Raw genomic sequence first — 16,337 nt, 5'->3', positions numbered from 1 at the left:
TGGTTTCACAGCGCCAGAACGCAGACAAAGAACGCCTGGGCAACTTCGCAACATCGTCCCCGGGCGTCCGGCTGGTGGGTACCGTTCGGGCCGTCCTAGTGGGCTCCGATCACGTTGACACAATCAGCCGACCTTCTCTTCGCCTCGCTGCCGTACCGGGTCCTTCCGGAGGCCCAGATTCCGGTCTACCAGGAGATGGCAAAACGTGATGCCGGCTTCTACTCACAGCTTGAAGCTGCCGGTTTCGAACTGGATTTTGGAGTGGATGGCTCCGGGTTGTTCCTCAAGTACCTGCGGCGCGGATCCGGCTACTACATCGACGTCGGTGCCTCCCAGTTGATCATCGACGGCCGCGTGAAGCTCGCCAACGGCCAGGTCAGCAAGATCACCGGCAGCGCTGTGGTGATGGGTGACGGAACCGAGCTTGAAGCCGACGTGATCATCTATGCCACCGGCTACGGATCCATGAACGGCTGGCTCGCAGACCTCATCTCACCCGAGATCGCAGACAGGGTGGGAAAGTGTTGGGGCTATGGATCCGAAACTCCCAAGGACCCTGGCCCATGGGAGGGTGAGCTGCGGAATATGTGGAAGCCCACCAACGTGGAGAACCTCTGGATCCATGGCGGCAACCTGCACCAAAGCCGACACTATTCCAACTACCTGGCCCTGCAACTGAAGGCCCGGATGGAGGGACTGCCCACGCCGGTGTTTGAGCTTCAGGCAACCCACCACACCCGCTGATCAACCGGCCTGGCGCTGCGGCTGCGCTGACAGTGCGCAGCCGCAGCCGCTGCCGTGCCTACGACAAAGGAAGAAGGACAAATGAAAGCAGCACGTTTCCATGCACGCCATGATGTACGGATCGAGGATGTACCGGAGGAGCAGGTGCGGGCCGGGATGGTGAAAATCAAGGTTGCCTGGTGCGGAATCTGCGGGACCGATCTCCATGAGTTCCTTGAAGGGCCCATCTTCGTTCCCGCACCCGGACATCCCCATCCTCTGTCCGGAGAACAATCCCCGGTCATCATGGGACATGAATTCTCCGGGACAATCGTGGAGGTAGGGCAGGGTGTTGGCGAGCTGGCAATCGGTGACAACGTCGTCGTCGAACCCTATTTTGTATGCGACAAATGTCCGCCCTGCGAAGCAGGCAACTATCATCTGTGCACCAAGATGGGCTTCATTGGCCTGTCCGGTGGCGGTGGCGGACTTAGCGGGAAGATTGTTGTGGATAAGAGGTGGGTCCATAAGATCGGGGACATCCCGCTGGATGAGGCGGCGTTGATCGAACCGTTATCGGTTGCCCACCACGCTGTAACCCGAAGCGGCGCCAAGGCAGGGGACGTCGCGCTCATTGGCGGTTCAGGTCCGATCGGGCTGCTCACGGCCGCCGTGCTGAAAAGCATGGACGTCACCACCATCATCAGCGAACTCAGCGCAGCGCGTAAGGAAAAGGCCCACTCCAGCGGAGTGGCCGATTATGTGATCGACCCAAGCCAGGAAGACCTTCAACAACGAATTCAGGAGATAACGGACAACGTGGGCGCAGATGTCGCCTTTGAGTGTGCCGGTGTGAACGCCGTGCTCGATTCCCTGCTTGAAGCTGTCAAGCCGACGGCAGTGGTGGTCAATGTGTCCATTTGGGGTCGACCGGCAACCGTTGACATGCAAAAAATCGTGCTGAAAGAGATCGATTTACGCGGCACCATCGCCTATGTGCGTGATCACCCCAAGACCATAAAACTGGTCCAGGATGGCAAAGTGAACCTCAAGCCCTTCATCACCGGAAGGATCGCGTTGGAAGACCTGGTGGAGAAGGGTTTCAATACTTTGATCAACCACAATGACACTGCCGTGAAAATACTCGTCCACCCATAACCGACGCTCAGCTGGTTGGACCCGGTTAGTTGAACGAGAGCCCGAGCAACGCATTTTCGGTGACTTCGGGAAGTCCCGGGTGAATCCAGTATTGGTTTTCAGCGAACCGGCGCACGTCGAGGTCGAAGGCCAGGACGGTGATCATTTGCTGGATCAGGGTTGATGCTTGTGGGCCCATGTAGTGTGCGCCGAGGAGTTTGCCGGTGTCCTGATCGGCGATGAGTTTGCAGATACCGGTGGTCTCTTCCATGGCCCAGCCGAAGGCGACATCCCCGTAGCCCTGGACTTTGACAGTGACGTTGTGGCCGTTTTTGCGGGCCTGTGCCTCGGTCATGCCGACCGTGGCAATCTGCGGATGGGTGAAGACGGCGGCGGGAACATGGTGGTGCGGCATTTTCTGCAGCTTTTCCGGGTTCAGCAGATTGTGCCGCACGGCCCGCATCTCGGCGTTGGCCACGTGTTTGAGCATGTAGGGCGAGGAGACGTCGCCCAAGGCCCAAACACCTGCAGCCGAGGTTGACCGGCCGAACTGATCGACCTTGACCCGCCCGTGACCTATCGTTTCGATCCCGCCGGAGGGCAGGTCCAACAGGTCTCCGTTGGGTATGCGCCCTGCGGCTACCAGCAGTACCTCCCCGGTGGCGGTGGAGCCGTCGTCGAGCCTGACATTGATCCCCTCATCAGTGTGATCGGCACCGATTGTGGTCCGGCCGAACCGGACGTCGAAGCGTTCGGCGGCCAGGGCGTTGAAGCGATCATGGAGGTCTTGGTCGAGGTTCCGCAGCAGCGTGGAGCGGGCGATGATAGTGACGTCCGTGCCGAGGGCGTCGAAGACGTGGGCGAACTCCATGGCGATGTACCCGCCGCCGATGATCACCAGGGATTTGGGCAGCCGTGGCAGCCGCATGATGCCCTCGTTGGTGTGGTACCGCACGCCGGAGTCAGCGATGGCCTCAGGTATGACGGGCCGGGAACCGGCGGCGACGACGATCTGGTCGCCGGAGATGGTTCGCTGGCGGGCCCCTTGGCCGGTCCGCAAAGTGCGTTCCCCGATGAAAACGGCGTGCTGGTCATAGACGTCGATGTTCGGGGTCTTTGGTCCGCGGCGATATTTTTCACCGGCAGCGGCGATGGGGTCGACGCGGTTCTCGAAGATGCGGGACACCATACCCTGCCAGTCAACGGAGTTGACCTCGGCGTCCAGCCCCAGCTTTCCGGACCCGGCGGTCTGCAGCGCGACATCGGCGGCGTGAACGTACATTTTGGTCGGTATGCAGCCTGCGTTCAGGCAGGTTCCGCCGAAGGATGCCTTCTCGATGATCGCGATCGATTGGTCCTCGAACCCAGGCCCGGGAATGGAGTTCCCGGAACCTGTGCCGATAATGATCAGGTCGTAGTGCCGATCCACGGCAGTCTTGCTGGCAGGGGTGTTCATGGGGGCGGTCCTCATTCCGGGGTCACCCTAACCCTACTGAAAGTCGGGTCCCGCGTTTGGGCATCCATGCGGGAACTGTGCGAACACTCCATCGCGATTGGTTTCATAATGCGAATGATTATTGATAGCCTTTAGGCGCGGGCTTACCGCGATTGCACCGTAGAAAGAAACCATCATGTCCGCTGCCCTCGTCGTCCGGGATCTGTCTGTGTCCCTCCGGGGGCAAAGCCTGCTGACCGGCGTTTCCTTCTTCGTGGGTGTTGGAGAACGAGTTGCCCTCCTGGGAGCCTCGGGCTCCGGTAAGTCCCTCACCGCTGCGGCCATATTGGGACAGCTGCACCCTGACATGACGGTATCCGGCTCCATGGCCATTAATAGCCGGGACCTGCCTGTGGGTCCGCGCGCGCTCGGCGAGCCAGGAGAATTCGCGATGGTCCATCAGGACCCCTCCACTGCCTTGAATCCCATGGTCCGCATCGGGAGGCAGCTGGCCTTTCCGCTGCTGAAAACCGGCCTGTCACGTTCGCAGGCGCGCACAAAAGCAGTGGAGTTGCTGGCGAATGTGGGCATGACGGACCCTGCGGGGATGCTATCCCGCTTCAGTGGGGAGCTTTCCGGCGGCCAGTTGCAGCGGGTAACCATCGCCCTGGCGCTGGCCTGCCGCGCCACGGTCTTGATTGCCGATGAGCCCACTACCGCCCTGGACGTCATCAGTCAGGGCCTGGTGCTACAGGCCATCAGGGATGAGGCGGAGGACCACGGAGCGCTGCTGTTCATTACCCATGACTTGTCAGTTGCAGCATCCCTATGCACGCGCGCCGTGGTGATGGACGCGGGAAGGGTTGTTGAACAGGCACCCATGGAGCAACTCTTGGCGGCACCGGAACACGGCTATACCCGGGAACTTGTCAACGCGGCGCAAATCAGCAGCCGGGTCCTCAGGCAAGGAATCGGAGCATGAGCACCGAGCTTCGGGGCCTGAACCTCAGCTACCGCTACAGCGGAGGGAAGCCGTGGCAGGCAAAACCTGCAACGGCAGCGCTGACCGACGTCTCACTCTCCGTCGGCGCAGGCCAGAGCATCGCCCTGGTGGGAAGCTCCGGCTCAGGGAAGTCAACGTTGCTGCGTACTTTGCTTGCCCTGCACAAGCCGCATGCCGGCGTCGTCGAGCTGGACGACAGGCCAGCCAGGGCAGGTTCGGTTGCGTCCTTGCGCTGGTACCGCCGAATCGTTCAGTACGTTCCACAGAACCCGGCAGGCAGCCTTGACCCGCGCATGACCATCCAGCAGCTGTTGCAGGAACCCCTTCATCAACTCCGGGTACGCGGCGATCACCGCAGAATGATCCAAGAGGCTTTGGAGCGGGTTGAGCTTGACCCTGCCCACGTCCGCCGCCGCCCCGGCGAACTCTCCGGAGGCCAGAACCAGCGGGTGGCTATAGCCCGTGCCTTGGTTACTTCGCCGAAGATTCTGCTCGCCGATGAGCCAGTCAGTGGCTTGGACCTGCCGCTACGGAATACGGTCCTGGATCTGCTGGGCCGGCTGGTCACCAGGGATCGGATGGGATTGCTGTTTGTTTCACACGATCTGGCAGCCGTCGCCCAACTCTGCCAGCGCACGGTTGTCCTTTCCTCAGGACGAATCGTCGAGGAAGGGGAGACGGCGAGGCTGCTGAAAGAGGCTTCCCATCCGGTAACGCGACAACTCATCGCGGCTGTTCCCGGACTGCCTGCGATGTCCGAATCTGCCAAGCACACCGTGATGGCAGATTCGCAGTCTTCGTACAACCGTTCCGGCCTGCATGGTCGCAACGGGACCATGCTGCTCCAGCCATAGACACAAAGCACCCACAAAATAGACAGGTAACAACCATGGCAACCTCACGCCTAAAAACAGGCGCCGCATTCCTTCTGGCAGCAACGGTGTCCCTCAGCCTCAGCGGATGCTTCGCCGCTGCCGAAACGGCAGCGACGGGCAGTGCCGACGCCCGGATCAAGATAGCGATGTTGCAGCCGCCGCGGTCCGGCCTCACGCCCCTGAGTGATGATGCTTTCAAGCTTTCCCGGTGGAAGACCGCCGAAACCCTGGTGGTTCTTGACTCCATGGGGGAGGCCCAGCCGGCCCTCGCCACCGCCTGGGAGCAGCTGGATAGCAAGAACTGGCGCTTTGAACTTCGAACAGGCGTCACCTTCCATGATGGGACTGCCCTCACCGCTGAGCAGGTCGCTTCGTCCTTGACCGCAGCGGCCACCGCCAGCCCCAAGCCGCGCATACTCGACGGCGTCAAACTCACCGCCGCGCCTGAGGGCACCCACGCTGTCCGCATCACGACCGAAGCCGATGATCCGTTGGTCCCGCAACGCCTTTCGAGCCCGCAGCTGTCCATCCTGGCAGCTTCGGCCTATAAGCCCGGGGGCATCGTCAGCCCCATCAATGCAGGCACCGGCCCTTACGTACTGGCAAAGGTTGATGGAACGACGTCGGCAACCCTGAACCGCTATGACGGGTACTGGGGAGAAAAAACGGCCAGCAGCGGGCTGGACGTCCAATTTGTTCCTGACGGGACTGCGCGGGCAGCGGCCCTGCGAACCGGCACCGCCGACGTCGTCGAAGCAGTTCCTGTTGGCCAGGCGGGTCAGATCGATCCCGCGTTGATCCATGAGGTTCCGATGCCCCGGACCAACACGGTCTACCTCAACAACACCTCAGGGCCGTTTGCAGACCCGGCCGTCCGGGCCGCTGCGAGGGAAGCGATCGATCGCGCCACCATTGTTGAGCGCGTGTATGAGGGGCGGGCGGATGCCGCCAATGGCCTGCTGGGTCCTGCGCTGCCTTGGGCGGCAAAAGAACGTGAAGGTGCTCCCTACGCCGAGACCTTGGCCAAGCGAGTCCCCGCAGCACCGGTCAACGGGGTGCGGATCAGCCTTGGTACCTTCACGGACCGGGCCGAACTTCCGGAGGTAGCTGTCCAGATCGAACAGCAACTCGAAGCCGCCGGGTTCATCGTGGAGCAGGACGTCCGCGAATACCAGCACATAGAGTCCGATGCGCTGGAAGGAAAGTTTGATGCGTTCATCCTTTCCCGGGCAACAATCCTGGATTCCGGTGACCCTGTGGCCTACCTCTACAGTGACTTCTCATGCAACGGGTCCTTCAACATCTCCCAATTCTGCAACCCGGAGGTTGACGCTGCCCTGGAAAAAGCTGCCGCCATCCCGGCAGGGCCGGAACGCCGTACCGCAATAGCCGCGGCCGAAGCCCTGATCCTGTCGCAGGACGCCGCCATACCCCTGCTGCACGAACGTGTCATCCAAGGCGAATCTGCCTCAGTGCGGGACGTTGAACGGGACCCGCGGGAGCGGGCACTGATCACCGGCCGGACGGGAATCAGGGAATAATGCTTCGCTGCCCGGCCTTCATCAAAATTACGGCTTCCCGCACGCTGGCCTTCGGGGGACTGATCCTGCTGATCGGCCTGCTGCCTTGGCTGTCTGCTCAAAGTCCGGAATACACCGTTCTGCGTGCCAGATACGCGGACCGGGAAGCAACCGATGAAGCGCTGGGCGCGATCCGGGCAGAACTGGGGCTCGACCAAGGGCCGTTCCATATCTTCCTGGGGTGGCTGGGTGGCCTGCTTCGCGGCGACCTTGGAACCTCCTGGATCTCCAATACGCCGGTTGGTCCGGGAACGATGACAGCCTTGGGTGTTTCCCTCACCCTCATGGCCTGCGCCCTTGTGGTGGCAGCCTCGGTGGCTGTGTTGTTGTGCATCCCTGCCATGGTGCGCGGTCTTGCTGGAAAAGCTGCGCGGGATTCGGGGGCCGCGGCTGCGGCCCTGACGTCCCTTCCTGAATTTCTGCTCGCATCCATGCTGTTGGTCATCGGAGCGGTTTGGCTGGGCTGGTTTCCCCCTTACGGCTGGCAGGGAATCCACCACGCGGTACTACCGGCCCTCGCCCTGGGCGTACCAGCCGGCGGACTGGCAGGACGGCTGTTGTCGGAGGCCATCAGTGCAGCCCTGGCGGAAAAATGGACCACCACCTGGCGTACTGCCGGAGCCGGTTCCGCGGCCATTGGCGCAGCCGTTGTGCGTCGGGCTTTGCCGTCCGTTCTGAACCAAATCGCCCTCATCATCATCGGCCTTACCGGCGGTGCAGTAGCGGTGGAGAAGGTTTTCGCCATCCCTGGACTGGGAAGGACCATCCTGGGAGCTGCCAGTGCCCAGGATATCCCCGCATTGCAGGCCGGCATGCTGGCCCTGCTCGCGACGGCCCTCATTGTTGGTTCCCTCGCAACGGCGGCACGGTACGCCCTGCTGGGTCCGGCACTCCGATCCGGCACCATGCCCATGACGCCCCCTGTTCGCGCCGCCAGGCGATGGGACGCCGTGGTGCCCCTGACCTGCGCAGGAGCCCTGGCCGCCATTATGGCCGGCGGACTTATGCGTGACCCTTTCACTTCCAGCCATGCCCGGCTCGCGGCACCATCGCTCTTGCTGCCCTTTGGCGCGGACGCGAGCGGACGCGATCTGTTGGCTCGCGTCGCTCACGGATCCATGTCGACGTTGGGAACCTCCCTGTTGGTGGTTTTGGCCTGCTTGGCGATCGGCCTCGTGATCGGGATGTTCCCGTTGGCCGCCACCGGCCCCGTGGAAGTAGCCAACGCAGCCCCACCCATCCTCGTAGGACTGATAGTGGCTGCGATAATCGGCCCCTCGGCCCACGGCGCGGCGATCGCGGTGACGCTGGTCGGTTGGGCGCCGCTGGCCGCTCACACAGCAGCACTTGTCCAGGAAGCCAGAGCCCGGCCATACGTGGGAATTCTCCCGGTCCTTGGGGTTGGGCGGGTCAGAACCTTGTGGCGCTATATTCTCCCAGCCGCTCTCCCTTCGGTGTTCAGGCACGCCATGCTCCGGATCCCAGGCACTGCCCTGGCGCTGGCCGCCCTCGGGTTCCTGGGCTTGGGACCGCAACAACCAGCACCGGAATGGGGGCTGATTCTGGCAGAAGGCATCAATTATGTGGAACGCGCACCCTGGGCCATCCTTGCCCCGGCTCTGGCCCTGGCACTGTCATCCATCCTGGCTGTCTCAACTGCAAGCCTGGGCAAGTACCCTTTGCGGACCCGACGATATCCGGCCCCGGCGCGCGTCAAAGCCAGGTGATTCCATGCGTTCGCGGGATCGTCTCAGCTCCCTGGACAGTGCATTGGAAGTTGTCAGGGTAGCGTCGTCGCCGTCACTTATGTAATTATCTGCGTATGAATGCAGATAACAGAATGTGCTCCTTGGGGGTCGATAGCCAGTACGTGGAACTGGCTGTTGAAGTCTTCTCCATGCTTGCCGACGCAACACGGGTTCGAATCATCCTGGCCCTCAGGGACGGCGAGATGGCAGTAGGGGCATTGGCTGAGCTGCTTGGAAAATCCCCGGCGGCTGTATCCCAGCATCTGGCCAAAATGCGCTTGGCGCGAATGGTTTCCACGCGTCAGGATGGCACCAAGGTCCTGTATCGCTTGGAGAACGAGCATGCCCGGCAGCTGGTGGCAGATGCCATCTTCCAGGCCGAGCACGCTCTTGGCGGAGAACCGGCACATCACCGCAATGAAAAGCAGGCTGCGACATGACTAACCCCGGACCGGTCCGTGATCATCACTCCGCAAATGACCACCACCACGGCCAAGGCTCAGGGGAGCAGCACGAGCATCATCACCACTCCGGTTTCAAAGGTTGGCTGGTGGAACTCTTTGTTCCGCACACGCACGATGCCGCCGATTCGATCGACGATGCGGTGCAGGCCAGTGCCGAGGGCATAAAAGCCCTGAAAATCAGTCTCATCCTCCTGCTGGCAACCACGGTGCTGCAGTTTTTTGTGGTTCTCATCAGCGGTTCGGTGGCCCTGTTGGCCGACACAATCCACAACTTTTCCGATGCCTTGACCGCAGTCCCGCTCTGGATCGCCTTCATCCTGGGGCGGCGAGCGGCGACCCGTCGGTACACGTTCGGGTTTGGGCGGGCGGAAGACCTCGCCGGGTTGTTCATCGTTGCGGTGGTCGCTTTGTCCGCGGTCGTGGCAGCCTGGCAGTCCGTTGACCGCCTTGTGAATCCTCAACCCTTGACCAACCTTTGGTGGGTATTCGCGGCAGGTCTTATTGGGTTCGCCGGAAACGAGGCCGTGGCGATCTACCGTATCCGCGTTGGCCGCCGCATCGGCTCAGCGGCGTTGGTAGCTGACGGGGTCCACGCCCGCACGGATGGCTTCACGTCCTTGGCTGTGGTCCTCGGCGCCATCGGTGTCATGCTGGGCTTCCCGTTGGCTGATCCGATCGTGGGCCTTTTGATATCAGCGGCCATCCTCATCTTGCTATGGGGCACTGTCAGAAGCATTGGACGGCGCTTGATGGACGGCATCGAACCGGACCTGGTTGAAACGGCCAAGAAGGCTTTGGGGGAAACCCCGGGGGTCCTCGGTGTTCCCCGGCTTCAACTGCGCTGGTCCGGGCATCGGCTCCAGGGCACGGCGGCACTGACGGTCAATGCCGGGCTTGATCTCCTCAGCGCTGAAGAGATCACCCATGATGCCGAACATCGTCTCAAGCATGCGCTGCCGAAGATAGATGACATGCTCCTCACCGCGGTCACCCCCGGCAAGGAGCACCAGAGCAGGTTCCCCGCTCACTGAAGCGTGGCTGCCGACACCGAGGCGGCGAATGCCAATACGGCTGAAGAGAAGGCCAGCACATCCGCAGAAGCACGCTGGCCGTGCCCGCCGTCGTTCTCATTGAACAGCCATGCGCGCCCGCCGCGGCGGCGGATGCCGGCGACAAACTCGACGGCGGCGCTGTTGTCTACGCGTTCGTCACGACCCAACAGGCAGCAAAGCATGGGCGGTAACCCGGCGGCGGAGGTTTTCATCCGTCTCAGCAGGTGAAGGGGGGAGTAGTCTGCGCGCTGCTCGTCGGTAGTTTCACCATCGGTGCCGAACTCGTGCGCCCATTGCCTGCCCAAGCCATGGCGGTGCAGATTGACCGTGTCCAGCAGAGGGGCAACGGCCACGACTGCGCCGAAAGAAGCCGGTGAGCAAAGTGCTGCCGCGGTAACAACCATGCCGCCATGGGAGGCTCCAAAGGCCACGATCTGCTCCGGCGAACTCCAGCCTTCGCCCACCAGGTAGGAGGCAACGTCGATGAGGTCCTGGACGGTGCGCATCTTTTTGGACGCGCGCCCCGCTTCATGCCACGTCCCGCCCTGCTCTCCGCCACCCCGCAGTTGCGCAGCCACATAAACGCCTCCGCTTTCCAGCCAGGCCGGCACGCTCGGTTCGGCTTCAGTCTTGTGCTTCACGCCGAAACCTCCGTAACAGGTGAGGATCAGCGGCAGCGGCCGGAGCGGATTCCCGTCAGGACCGAGATCTTCGGCTCGAACGGAAACGACCAGGGGGATGTCGACGCCGTCACCTGCCCGGGCTTTCACCTTTCGATGAATGATGGAGGCCGGCAAGGAATCACTGGGGTGCCGAGGGCTGGTCCGTGAAGGGATCTCCAGGCAGAGGACACATGACGGCCGCTCCGGGGAGGCTGTTTGAAGCCACAGAAGCGTGGAGTCTCCCCGGTCATGGACGTTGAACGATTGCAGGTGCTCCGCTGGAGACAGCCGATGGACAGGGAAACCATCCAATGCAAGGCTGGTGCCGTCCTCATCCTCCATCACAGCAAGGCGGGCGGCAGGTGCCGTCGGCACGGCAGAGGGATGCCAGGCACCTGAGGTCAGCTCCCACATCCGGGTATCGCTCCCGGGGCGCTTGGCTTTCAGGTGAAGAGCCCCGTCAGCACGTGTGAGGGAGAGTCGGCATCCCGACAGTGGGCCCAGGTCGTCAGGGAAGGGGACGTCCTCAGCGAGCCCGGAGTCCAGGCCGTAGTGGGTGAGGCTCTGCTGTGGCGGCTTGCCATTCAGGATCCAGAGGCCGCTCCCGTCTGCATGCCATTGCGTGGCGGCGTACCAGACGGCTGCGCCGGGGACGTTGAGGGGAGCCTCCCCGGGGGCGAGGACATAGACCTCTGCGAGTTCACTGTGCCGCGTGCTCAATAAGGCCGCGACCCGCCCTCCGTCCGGGGCGAGGGTGAAGCCGCGCACCACGGTACCCGGGGGCATGGGAATCCGGCTGCCAGGCGGCTCGGCAGCGGTAGAACGGCGCTGGTGGATACCCCACGCGTCGCGGAGTTCCTCTTCTGAGGCCAGGAACAGGGAAGCGAAAGCATCATCTGGCCCGCGCCAGAGGAAGGCCGCCTGTCCACCTGCGAGCTGGGGAAGCCCTTGGCGGGGCGTGGCGTCCCAGCGTTCCAGCAGGGCACGGAAATATGGGCGCATTTCCTTGCCGGGAATCGTGGTGTCCATGTCAGTCATCGGCCCACGGTGTCGCCCGGAGCGGCGTCCGCAGACGATACCCAGGCGAGGTGGCCGCCGTCGTGCAGTGGTGAGTCCAGGGTGATGGTCCGCAGTGGGCTTCCGGGCACCGAGGTCTCAACCACATGGACCTCACTGTGCCCGCCGCGGGTCACGGCGACGAGTTCGGATGAAGGCGAGGCGGCAATGGCCCGCCGCTCTGCGTTGTCCCACGGCTCATGCCCGGGCCGCGGAGCCCCCTCCATGGAAGGAAGCTCCCACGTGCCGCGGAGTTTGAGGCCATGCCCGGCTGGTCCCAGGTGGTGCACGGCGAGTTGGTCGCCGTCGGGGTGTACCTGGGCGGTGCTGATGCCAGTGGCCGTGAGTGCGAAGCGAAAGACCAAACCTTTCCCCAGGGGCGCTGTTTCGGTCCGGTTGCTGTCCACGTGGTGGACCCACAGCGTGTTGTTCCACGTAGCCCAGTTGCGTGGTTCCGCTCCGCCCTCGCGCAGGACAGCTACCAGAACGCGGCGCCGTGGACAGAATCGTAGGAAATATGCCCGGCCAGGGACGCCCCAATCAAGGGAGGGGAGGGCTTCCGGCCGGGATTTTCGAACATCGAAGCGCTCCAAGCCTCCACCCGTGGCAACGAACATGGTGCCGGTGGCGGGGTCGAAGGCGTCGCCATGGCCGTCGGGAGAAGCGCTGAGTTGTTGCCCGCGAATCTGTGGGCAGTGCACGCCCTCCTCCAGGATTCTTTTGATGCTGAAGGACTCGATGCCGCCGGGCTCCCGGTGACGGACGACGGCGGCGGGTCCGTTGGGCGTCTCACTCACCACCACGCCCGGTTCCCCCGCGCGGGTGCGGATCCGGCGCGAGGTGGGGCCGCCGTCGGATTTCAGGTCCACAACGGTGAGGAGATCGCTCCATGGTTCCCAGGAAAGGCCAAGCCCCGTGGTGACCGCGATGAACCGGCCTGTCGGGTCACACGCCAGGTGTTCTCCGGGTATGGCAACGGGGACGGTGAGGGGTGGCTCTTCGCCGAAAGCGTCGACGATGGTCAGGGCACCCGCGGCGTCGTCGATGAAGGCAGATTTTCCTCCACCTAACGGTAGGAAACCCGCGTGTTCGGCCAGGACCACGGAGTTGAGCCGCCGTCTGACGTGGCCGGTGTGCGGGTTCAGGAACTGCACATTGCCGGCTTTTTGGTCCGCCACGATCAGTACTTCCTCAGTCATTGAGCCCCCTGGAATTGTTAATTTGAGAATCATTCTCATTAACTATAGTGTGAAGTTGTCGCAGCAAAAGCCGCGATAAACACCACCACCGAAAGGAGACCAACCATGGACAAGACCACGGTTTTGGTTGAAGTAGAAGAGACCGAGCAGCTGGCGCACCTGTCCGCGACTCACTCGAACGCACTGGTCGAAAACCCGTTCGACTAGTCACTAAGCCAGGGGGCGGGTGCGCCGGCGCGCCCGCCCCCTTAGCTTCGCCGACATCCTCACGAACATCCGGAAGGAAACCATGGGCACCGCAGCAGTAGACACCTTTGACGTCGCGGGAAAAACGACGATCCGCAGCGCTGACGGTGCCTTCTTTCATCTCGCAGCCCCGGCGGAGGCCGGTGCGCCTCTCGCCGCCCGGCTCAGCCAGGAACTTCTTCAACGCCGCCAGTCCGCTGTTCGCCCCCGTGCTGGACGCGAACGGATTGACATAAAAGCCTCCGCTGCCGAAGCAGCCGGGCTCCTCTGCTTCCTGGAAGAGTCCGGCGTTGCCGCAACCGTGGTCAAGGACGACGCCGGCCACGCACCAGGAGGTCTGCTGCTCCATGTCGCGGGCTCGCCGGCCGGGCGCCGTGTCTACGACGAGCTCCCCGGCAAGGGGACCGCGGTGCTGCGCTGCTACCGTGAAGGCGAACTTGTCTTCATCGATCCGTTGGCCGTCTCTGCCGAGGATCCCACCGGGTCCCAGGTGCTCCGGCGCAGACTTGCCGCTTCACCGGCCGCCGCTGAATTGAAGGCTTGGCTGGATACGCCCGCAGCATCAACGGACCTTGATCTGCAAGATACGGCACTGGGACTGGTGAAGGCCCGGTTGCTCATGAGCATCGCCGCGTGGCAACAGGATTCCCCTGCACTTCCTGGCCTCCGACGCACCCTCTGGCGCCTCGACACCGCAACGATGGTAGCCACTGAGCACCCGGTGCTGCCTTTCCCGGAGCCTGCCATCCTGGATGAAAACCGGCAGGGAACGCGGTGATGATTCCCGCAACAGCTCCGCATTCCGTTCCGATTCACGCTGACGACGGCATCCGCCTGGCCACCGACCATTATCGTTCTTCCATCAGGGAAGAGCCCTTGGGTACGGTCCTGATCCGGACGCCCTACGGCCGCAGTCAGTACACCGGCCAGGCCGGGGCCTGGATCCGGGCAGGATATGACGTGGTGGTCCAGGATGTCCGGGGCCGTTACGGATCCGAGGGCGAGTGGCGCCCCTACGTCATCGAGGGACGGGACGGAGCTGAAACTGCGGAAAAACTCGCCGCCCTGGACCTGCTCCGCGGACCGCTGATCCTGGCCGGCGCATCCTACGACGCCCACTGCGCTGTGGAAGCAGCCCGTGTACTGGAACTGGAACTGGAACGGGTACCTGCATCAACAGCGTGCCAGACGTCCAAGGTCATTCCCTTCGCCATAGTAGCCATGGTGCCGGCCCTGGGACTCCACGAAACGGCGCGTCATCCTGACGGCACACCTCGGCTGCGGGACAGGATCGGATGGTGGCACCAGCATGGATTCGGCAGCACCTCCAAGGAACCACTCCATCCCGCAGAGCTCCACTACAGGACCACACAGGCAAAGATCCGCGGCAGGAACCTGGCGCTCCACGGCCTGTTCCGGGATGACGAGTATGGTCCTGGTGCCAGCGATACTTGGCGGCAGCTGTGGGACGCCCCGTCCCTTGACCTCCATGCGCTCTACAGCAAGCTCAGCACACCGCTCCTGATGATTTCGGGGCGGGACGATTTCTTTGCTGCAGAAGCATTGGCGCTGGCGCAGGTCTGGGGCAGCGCGGTGCCGGGAACGGTGGTGCAAACCCTGTGGGGGCCGTGGGGGCACGGACTGACCAGGGACCTCGACGACGAAACCACCGCCGCCCTCCGCGAACAGGGCGGCCTGATGGCACGGATCAAGGACTTCCTGGCCACGGCCAACGGGAATGATCCTGCACCAAACGCCGACAACGGAGCCGGCACTGCAGGCCTCGCCCGGCCGCCGGTCCTGCACTGGCAGCACCATGACCTGGCCGGAAGCTGGGGCTGGGCCCCCTGCACTATCGACTCGCTTCAGCATCAATGAACAACCACGGAGAATCATGACCACAACAGCCGAAGCCCTTGGCCTCCTGCCCCTGCACACCCTGGTGGACGAGCAGACAGGGATTATCCGCAGGGTGCGCACAGTCATGACCCCGGATAACGCACCACCGGCGTACACCTCCATGACTGCTGAAGTGTCCAATGCCCGGTGGCTGGGTGACTGGCCAGCCGACCGGGTATCGCTGGGCACCACCTTCGGCGACAACAGGCAGGCCTGGATCGCCGCTGTTGCAGAAGGCATGGAACGCTACTGCGGCAATTTCATTCCCGGGGAGCTCCCTGAGCAGCACTACTTCACCGGAACGGCCCGTGAGCTCGAAGCGTCAGGCCGCACCGCCGTCGGACTTCAGGAACTGCCGCAATTCGCCGGCTGGCAGCTGGAGCAGGAGGCATTTCCCTACCGGAACCTCGAGCACGATACTCCAACGCTGTGGACAGCCTGCATGCGGGAACCGGACAAGGCGGAGGTCTGGCTTCCGGCGAGCCTTACGCTGCTGAACTGGCGGCAGCGGCGATTCCGGGACCTGCCGCGGATTCATCATCTGAACTATGCCGGGATCGCCACGGGACAAGGTCCGGCCGACGCCGCCGACCGGGCCGTGCTGGAAATCGTGGAACGCGATGCCCTTGAACTGTGGTGGCACCTTGGCGGTCCCACGCGAGGCATCAGAACGGCAAGTGTTCCTGGGCTGGTGGAGGCCATGGAAGGCTGCCACCTGCGGTACTGGGTGGTGGAAATGCCCAGCGAATTCGCGTCGTGCATGGCAGCACTGGTGTTCGATCCGGACACCGGACTGTATGCCGCGGGATTCTCATGCAAGAACGATCCCGCCGAGGCCGCACGCAAAGCAGTACTGGAAGCTGTCCACACCTGGATCTACTCCCAAGGCGCCACCGACGCCGACGGGTGGGTGTTCCAAGCCGTGGAAGCAGGGCTCATGGCTAAAGGCCTGTACCTGGAACACCGTGCGGACCGCCGGTACCTCGATGACGTTGGCCCCCACTTCAGCGAAGTCCGTGACCTTGGAGCGCACGTGCAGGTGTGGCTGGACCCGCGCACACACCACCTTGCGGACAGGTTCACCCATCCCGCAGGTGGCGTGGTGGATATCGGCGCCGTGGACTACGTGTCCATGCCGGCACTCCATGAGCGCCTCAAGGCAGGCGGCCACACCGTGTATACCCGTGAACTGACCACCCCCGATGTCCGCGGCACCGGCCTGAGCGTAGTCCGCGCAGTGGTGGGAGGGTTGGTACCC

Annotated in this window: 14 protein-coding genes and 1 pseudogene; 12 read left to right on the top strand and 3 right to left on the bottom strand. The window is 63.1% G+C overall.

The window, feature by feature from the left end; genetic code table 11:
• Positions 1 to 117: 117 nt before the first annotated feature.
• Positions 118 to 744 (top strand): annotated as a pseudogene (locus tag HP499_RS10525) (NAD(P)/FAD-dependent oxidoreductase); the annotation flags it as partial.
• 81 nt (positions 745 to 825) lie between these two features.
• Positions 826 to 1,881, top strand: coding sequence for a 2,3-butanediol dehydrogenase (locus HP499_RS10520; protein ID WP_172324024.1), 1,056 nt, complete (start codon positions 826 to 828; stop codon positions 1,879 to 1,881).
• Positions 1,882 to 1,906: 25 nt separating this feature from the next.
• On the opposite strand, the gene mtr is transcribed toward HP499_RS10520, so the two are convergent.
• The gene (gene mtr / locus HP499_RS10515) at positions 1,907 to 3,316 is read right to left on the bottom strand and encodes a mycothione reductase (protein ID WP_172324023.1); all 1,410 of its coding nucleotides are present in this window, start codon (positions 3,314 to 3,316) and stop codon (positions 1,907 to 1,909) included.
• Positions 3,317 to 3,491: 175 nt separating this feature from the next.
• On the opposite strand from mtr, the gene HP499_RS10510 reads away from it, so the two are divergent.
• The 6 genes from HP499_RS10510 to HP499_RS10485 all read left to right on the top strand — a co-directional run bounded on the left by HP499_RS10510 (position 3,492) and on the right by HP499_RS10485 (position 9,996).
• Positions 3,492 to 4,277 carry an ABC transporter ATP-binding protein gene (locus HP499_RS10510; RefSeq protein WP_216659913.1) on the top strand — a complete coding sequence of 262 codons (786 nt, stop codon included), beginning with the start codon at positions 3,492 to 3,494 and terminating at the stop codon, positions 4,275 to 4,277.
• On the top strand, positions 4,274 to 5,152 hold the full coding sequence (locus HP499_RS10505) for an ABC transporter ATP-binding protein (RefSeq protein ID WP_172324022.1): 879 nt from the start codon (positions 4,274 to 4,276) through the stop codon (positions 5,150 to 5,152). The genes HP499_RS10510 and HP499_RS10505 overlap by 4 nt, the downstream gene beginning before the upstream one ends.
• Positions 5,153 to 5,187: 35 nt before the next feature.
• Positions 5,188 to 6,714 (top strand): ABC transporter substrate-binding protein, encoded by a 1,527-nt coding sequence (locus tag HP499_RS10500; protein WP_172324021.1) that lies wholly within the window; start codon positions 5,188 to 5,190, stop codon positions 6,712 to 6,714.
• On the top strand, positions 6,714 to 8,480 hold the full coding sequence (locus HP499_RS10495; protein ID WP_172324020.1) for an ABC transporter permease subunit: 1,767 nt from the start codon (positions 6,714 to 6,716) through the stop codon (positions 8,478 to 8,480). Before HP499_RS10500 ends, HP499_RS10495 begins: the two co-directional genes overlap by 1 nt.
• A 95-nt stretch (positions 8,481 to 8,575) precedes the next feature.
• Complete coding sequence (locus tag HP499_RS10490; protein ID WP_172324019.1) at positions 8,576 to 8,941, top strand: metalloregulator ArsR/SmtB family transcription factor; 366 nt, start codon at positions 8,576 to 8,578, stop codon at positions 8,939 to 8,941.
• Positions 8,938 to 9,996 carry a cation diffusion facilitator family transporter gene (locus HP499_RS10485; protein WP_172324018.1) on the top strand — a complete coding sequence of 353 codons (1,059 nt, stop codon included), beginning with the start codon at positions 8,938 to 8,940 and terminating at the stop codon, positions 9,994 to 9,996. The genes HP499_RS10490 and HP499_RS10485 overlap by 4 nt, the downstream gene beginning before the upstream one ends.
• Here the strand turns inward: HP499_RS10485 and HP499_RS10480 are convergent.
• Both HP499_RS10480 and HP499_RS10475 read right to left on the bottom strand, forming a co-directional pair.
• Positions 9,990 to 11,717 (bottom strand): prolyl oligopeptidase family serine peptidase, encoded by a 1,728-nt coding sequence (locus HP499_RS10480; protein WP_172324017.1) that lies wholly within the window; start codon positions 11,715 to 11,717, stop codon positions 9,990 to 9,992. The genes HP499_RS10485 and HP499_RS10480 overlap by 7 nt on opposite strands.
• The gene (locus tag HP499_RS10475) at positions 11,714 to 12,934 is read right to left on the bottom strand and encodes a hypothetical protein (RefSeq protein ID WP_172324016.1); all 1,221 of its coding nucleotides are present in this window, start codon (positions 12,932 to 12,934) and stop codon (positions 11,714 to 11,716) included. Before HP499_RS10475 ends, HP499_RS10480 begins: the two co-directional genes overlap by 4 nt.
• Before the next feature lie 105 nt (positions 12,935 to 13,039).
• Here HP499_RS10475 and amiA point away from each other — a divergent pair, with 105 nt between their 5' ends.
• The 4 genes from amiA to HP499_RS10460 form a co-directional block, all read left to right on the top strand.
• Positions 13,040 to 13,141: a streptamidine family RiPP gene (gene amiA, locus HP499_RS25135; RefSeq protein WP_253951516.1), complete on the top strand. Its 102-nt coding sequence runs from the start codon at positions 13,040 to 13,042 to the stop codon at positions 13,139 to 13,141.
• Between the two features lie 82 nt (positions 13,142 to 13,223).
• Complete coding sequence (locus tag HP499_RS10470) at positions 13,224 to 13,958, top strand: hypothetical protein (protein ID WP_172324015.1); 735 nt, start codon at positions 13,224 to 13,226, stop codon at positions 13,956 to 13,958.
• On the top strand, positions 13,958 to 15,058 hold the full coding sequence (locus tag HP499_RS10465; protein ID WP_172324014.1) for a CocE/NonD family hydrolase: 1,101 nt from the start codon (positions 13,958 to 13,960) through the stop codon (positions 15,056 to 15,058). Before HP499_RS10470 ends, HP499_RS10465 begins: the two co-directional genes overlap by 1 nt.
• A gap of 16 nt (positions 15,059 to 15,074) precedes the next feature.
• The coding region (locus HP499_RS10460) for a YcaO-like family protein (protein WP_172324013.1) at positions 15,075 to 16,337 on the top strand (1,263 nt) is incomplete at its 3' end.

Origin of the sequence: Paenarthrobacter sp. CM16, from assembly GCF_013179505.1 — a bacterium.
In the GTDB taxonomy this organism is placed as follows: Bacteria; Actinomycetota; Actinomycetes; order Actinomycetales; family Micrococcaceae; genus Arthrobacter.
This window is presented reverse-complemented; position numbering and strand designations above follow the sequence as displayed.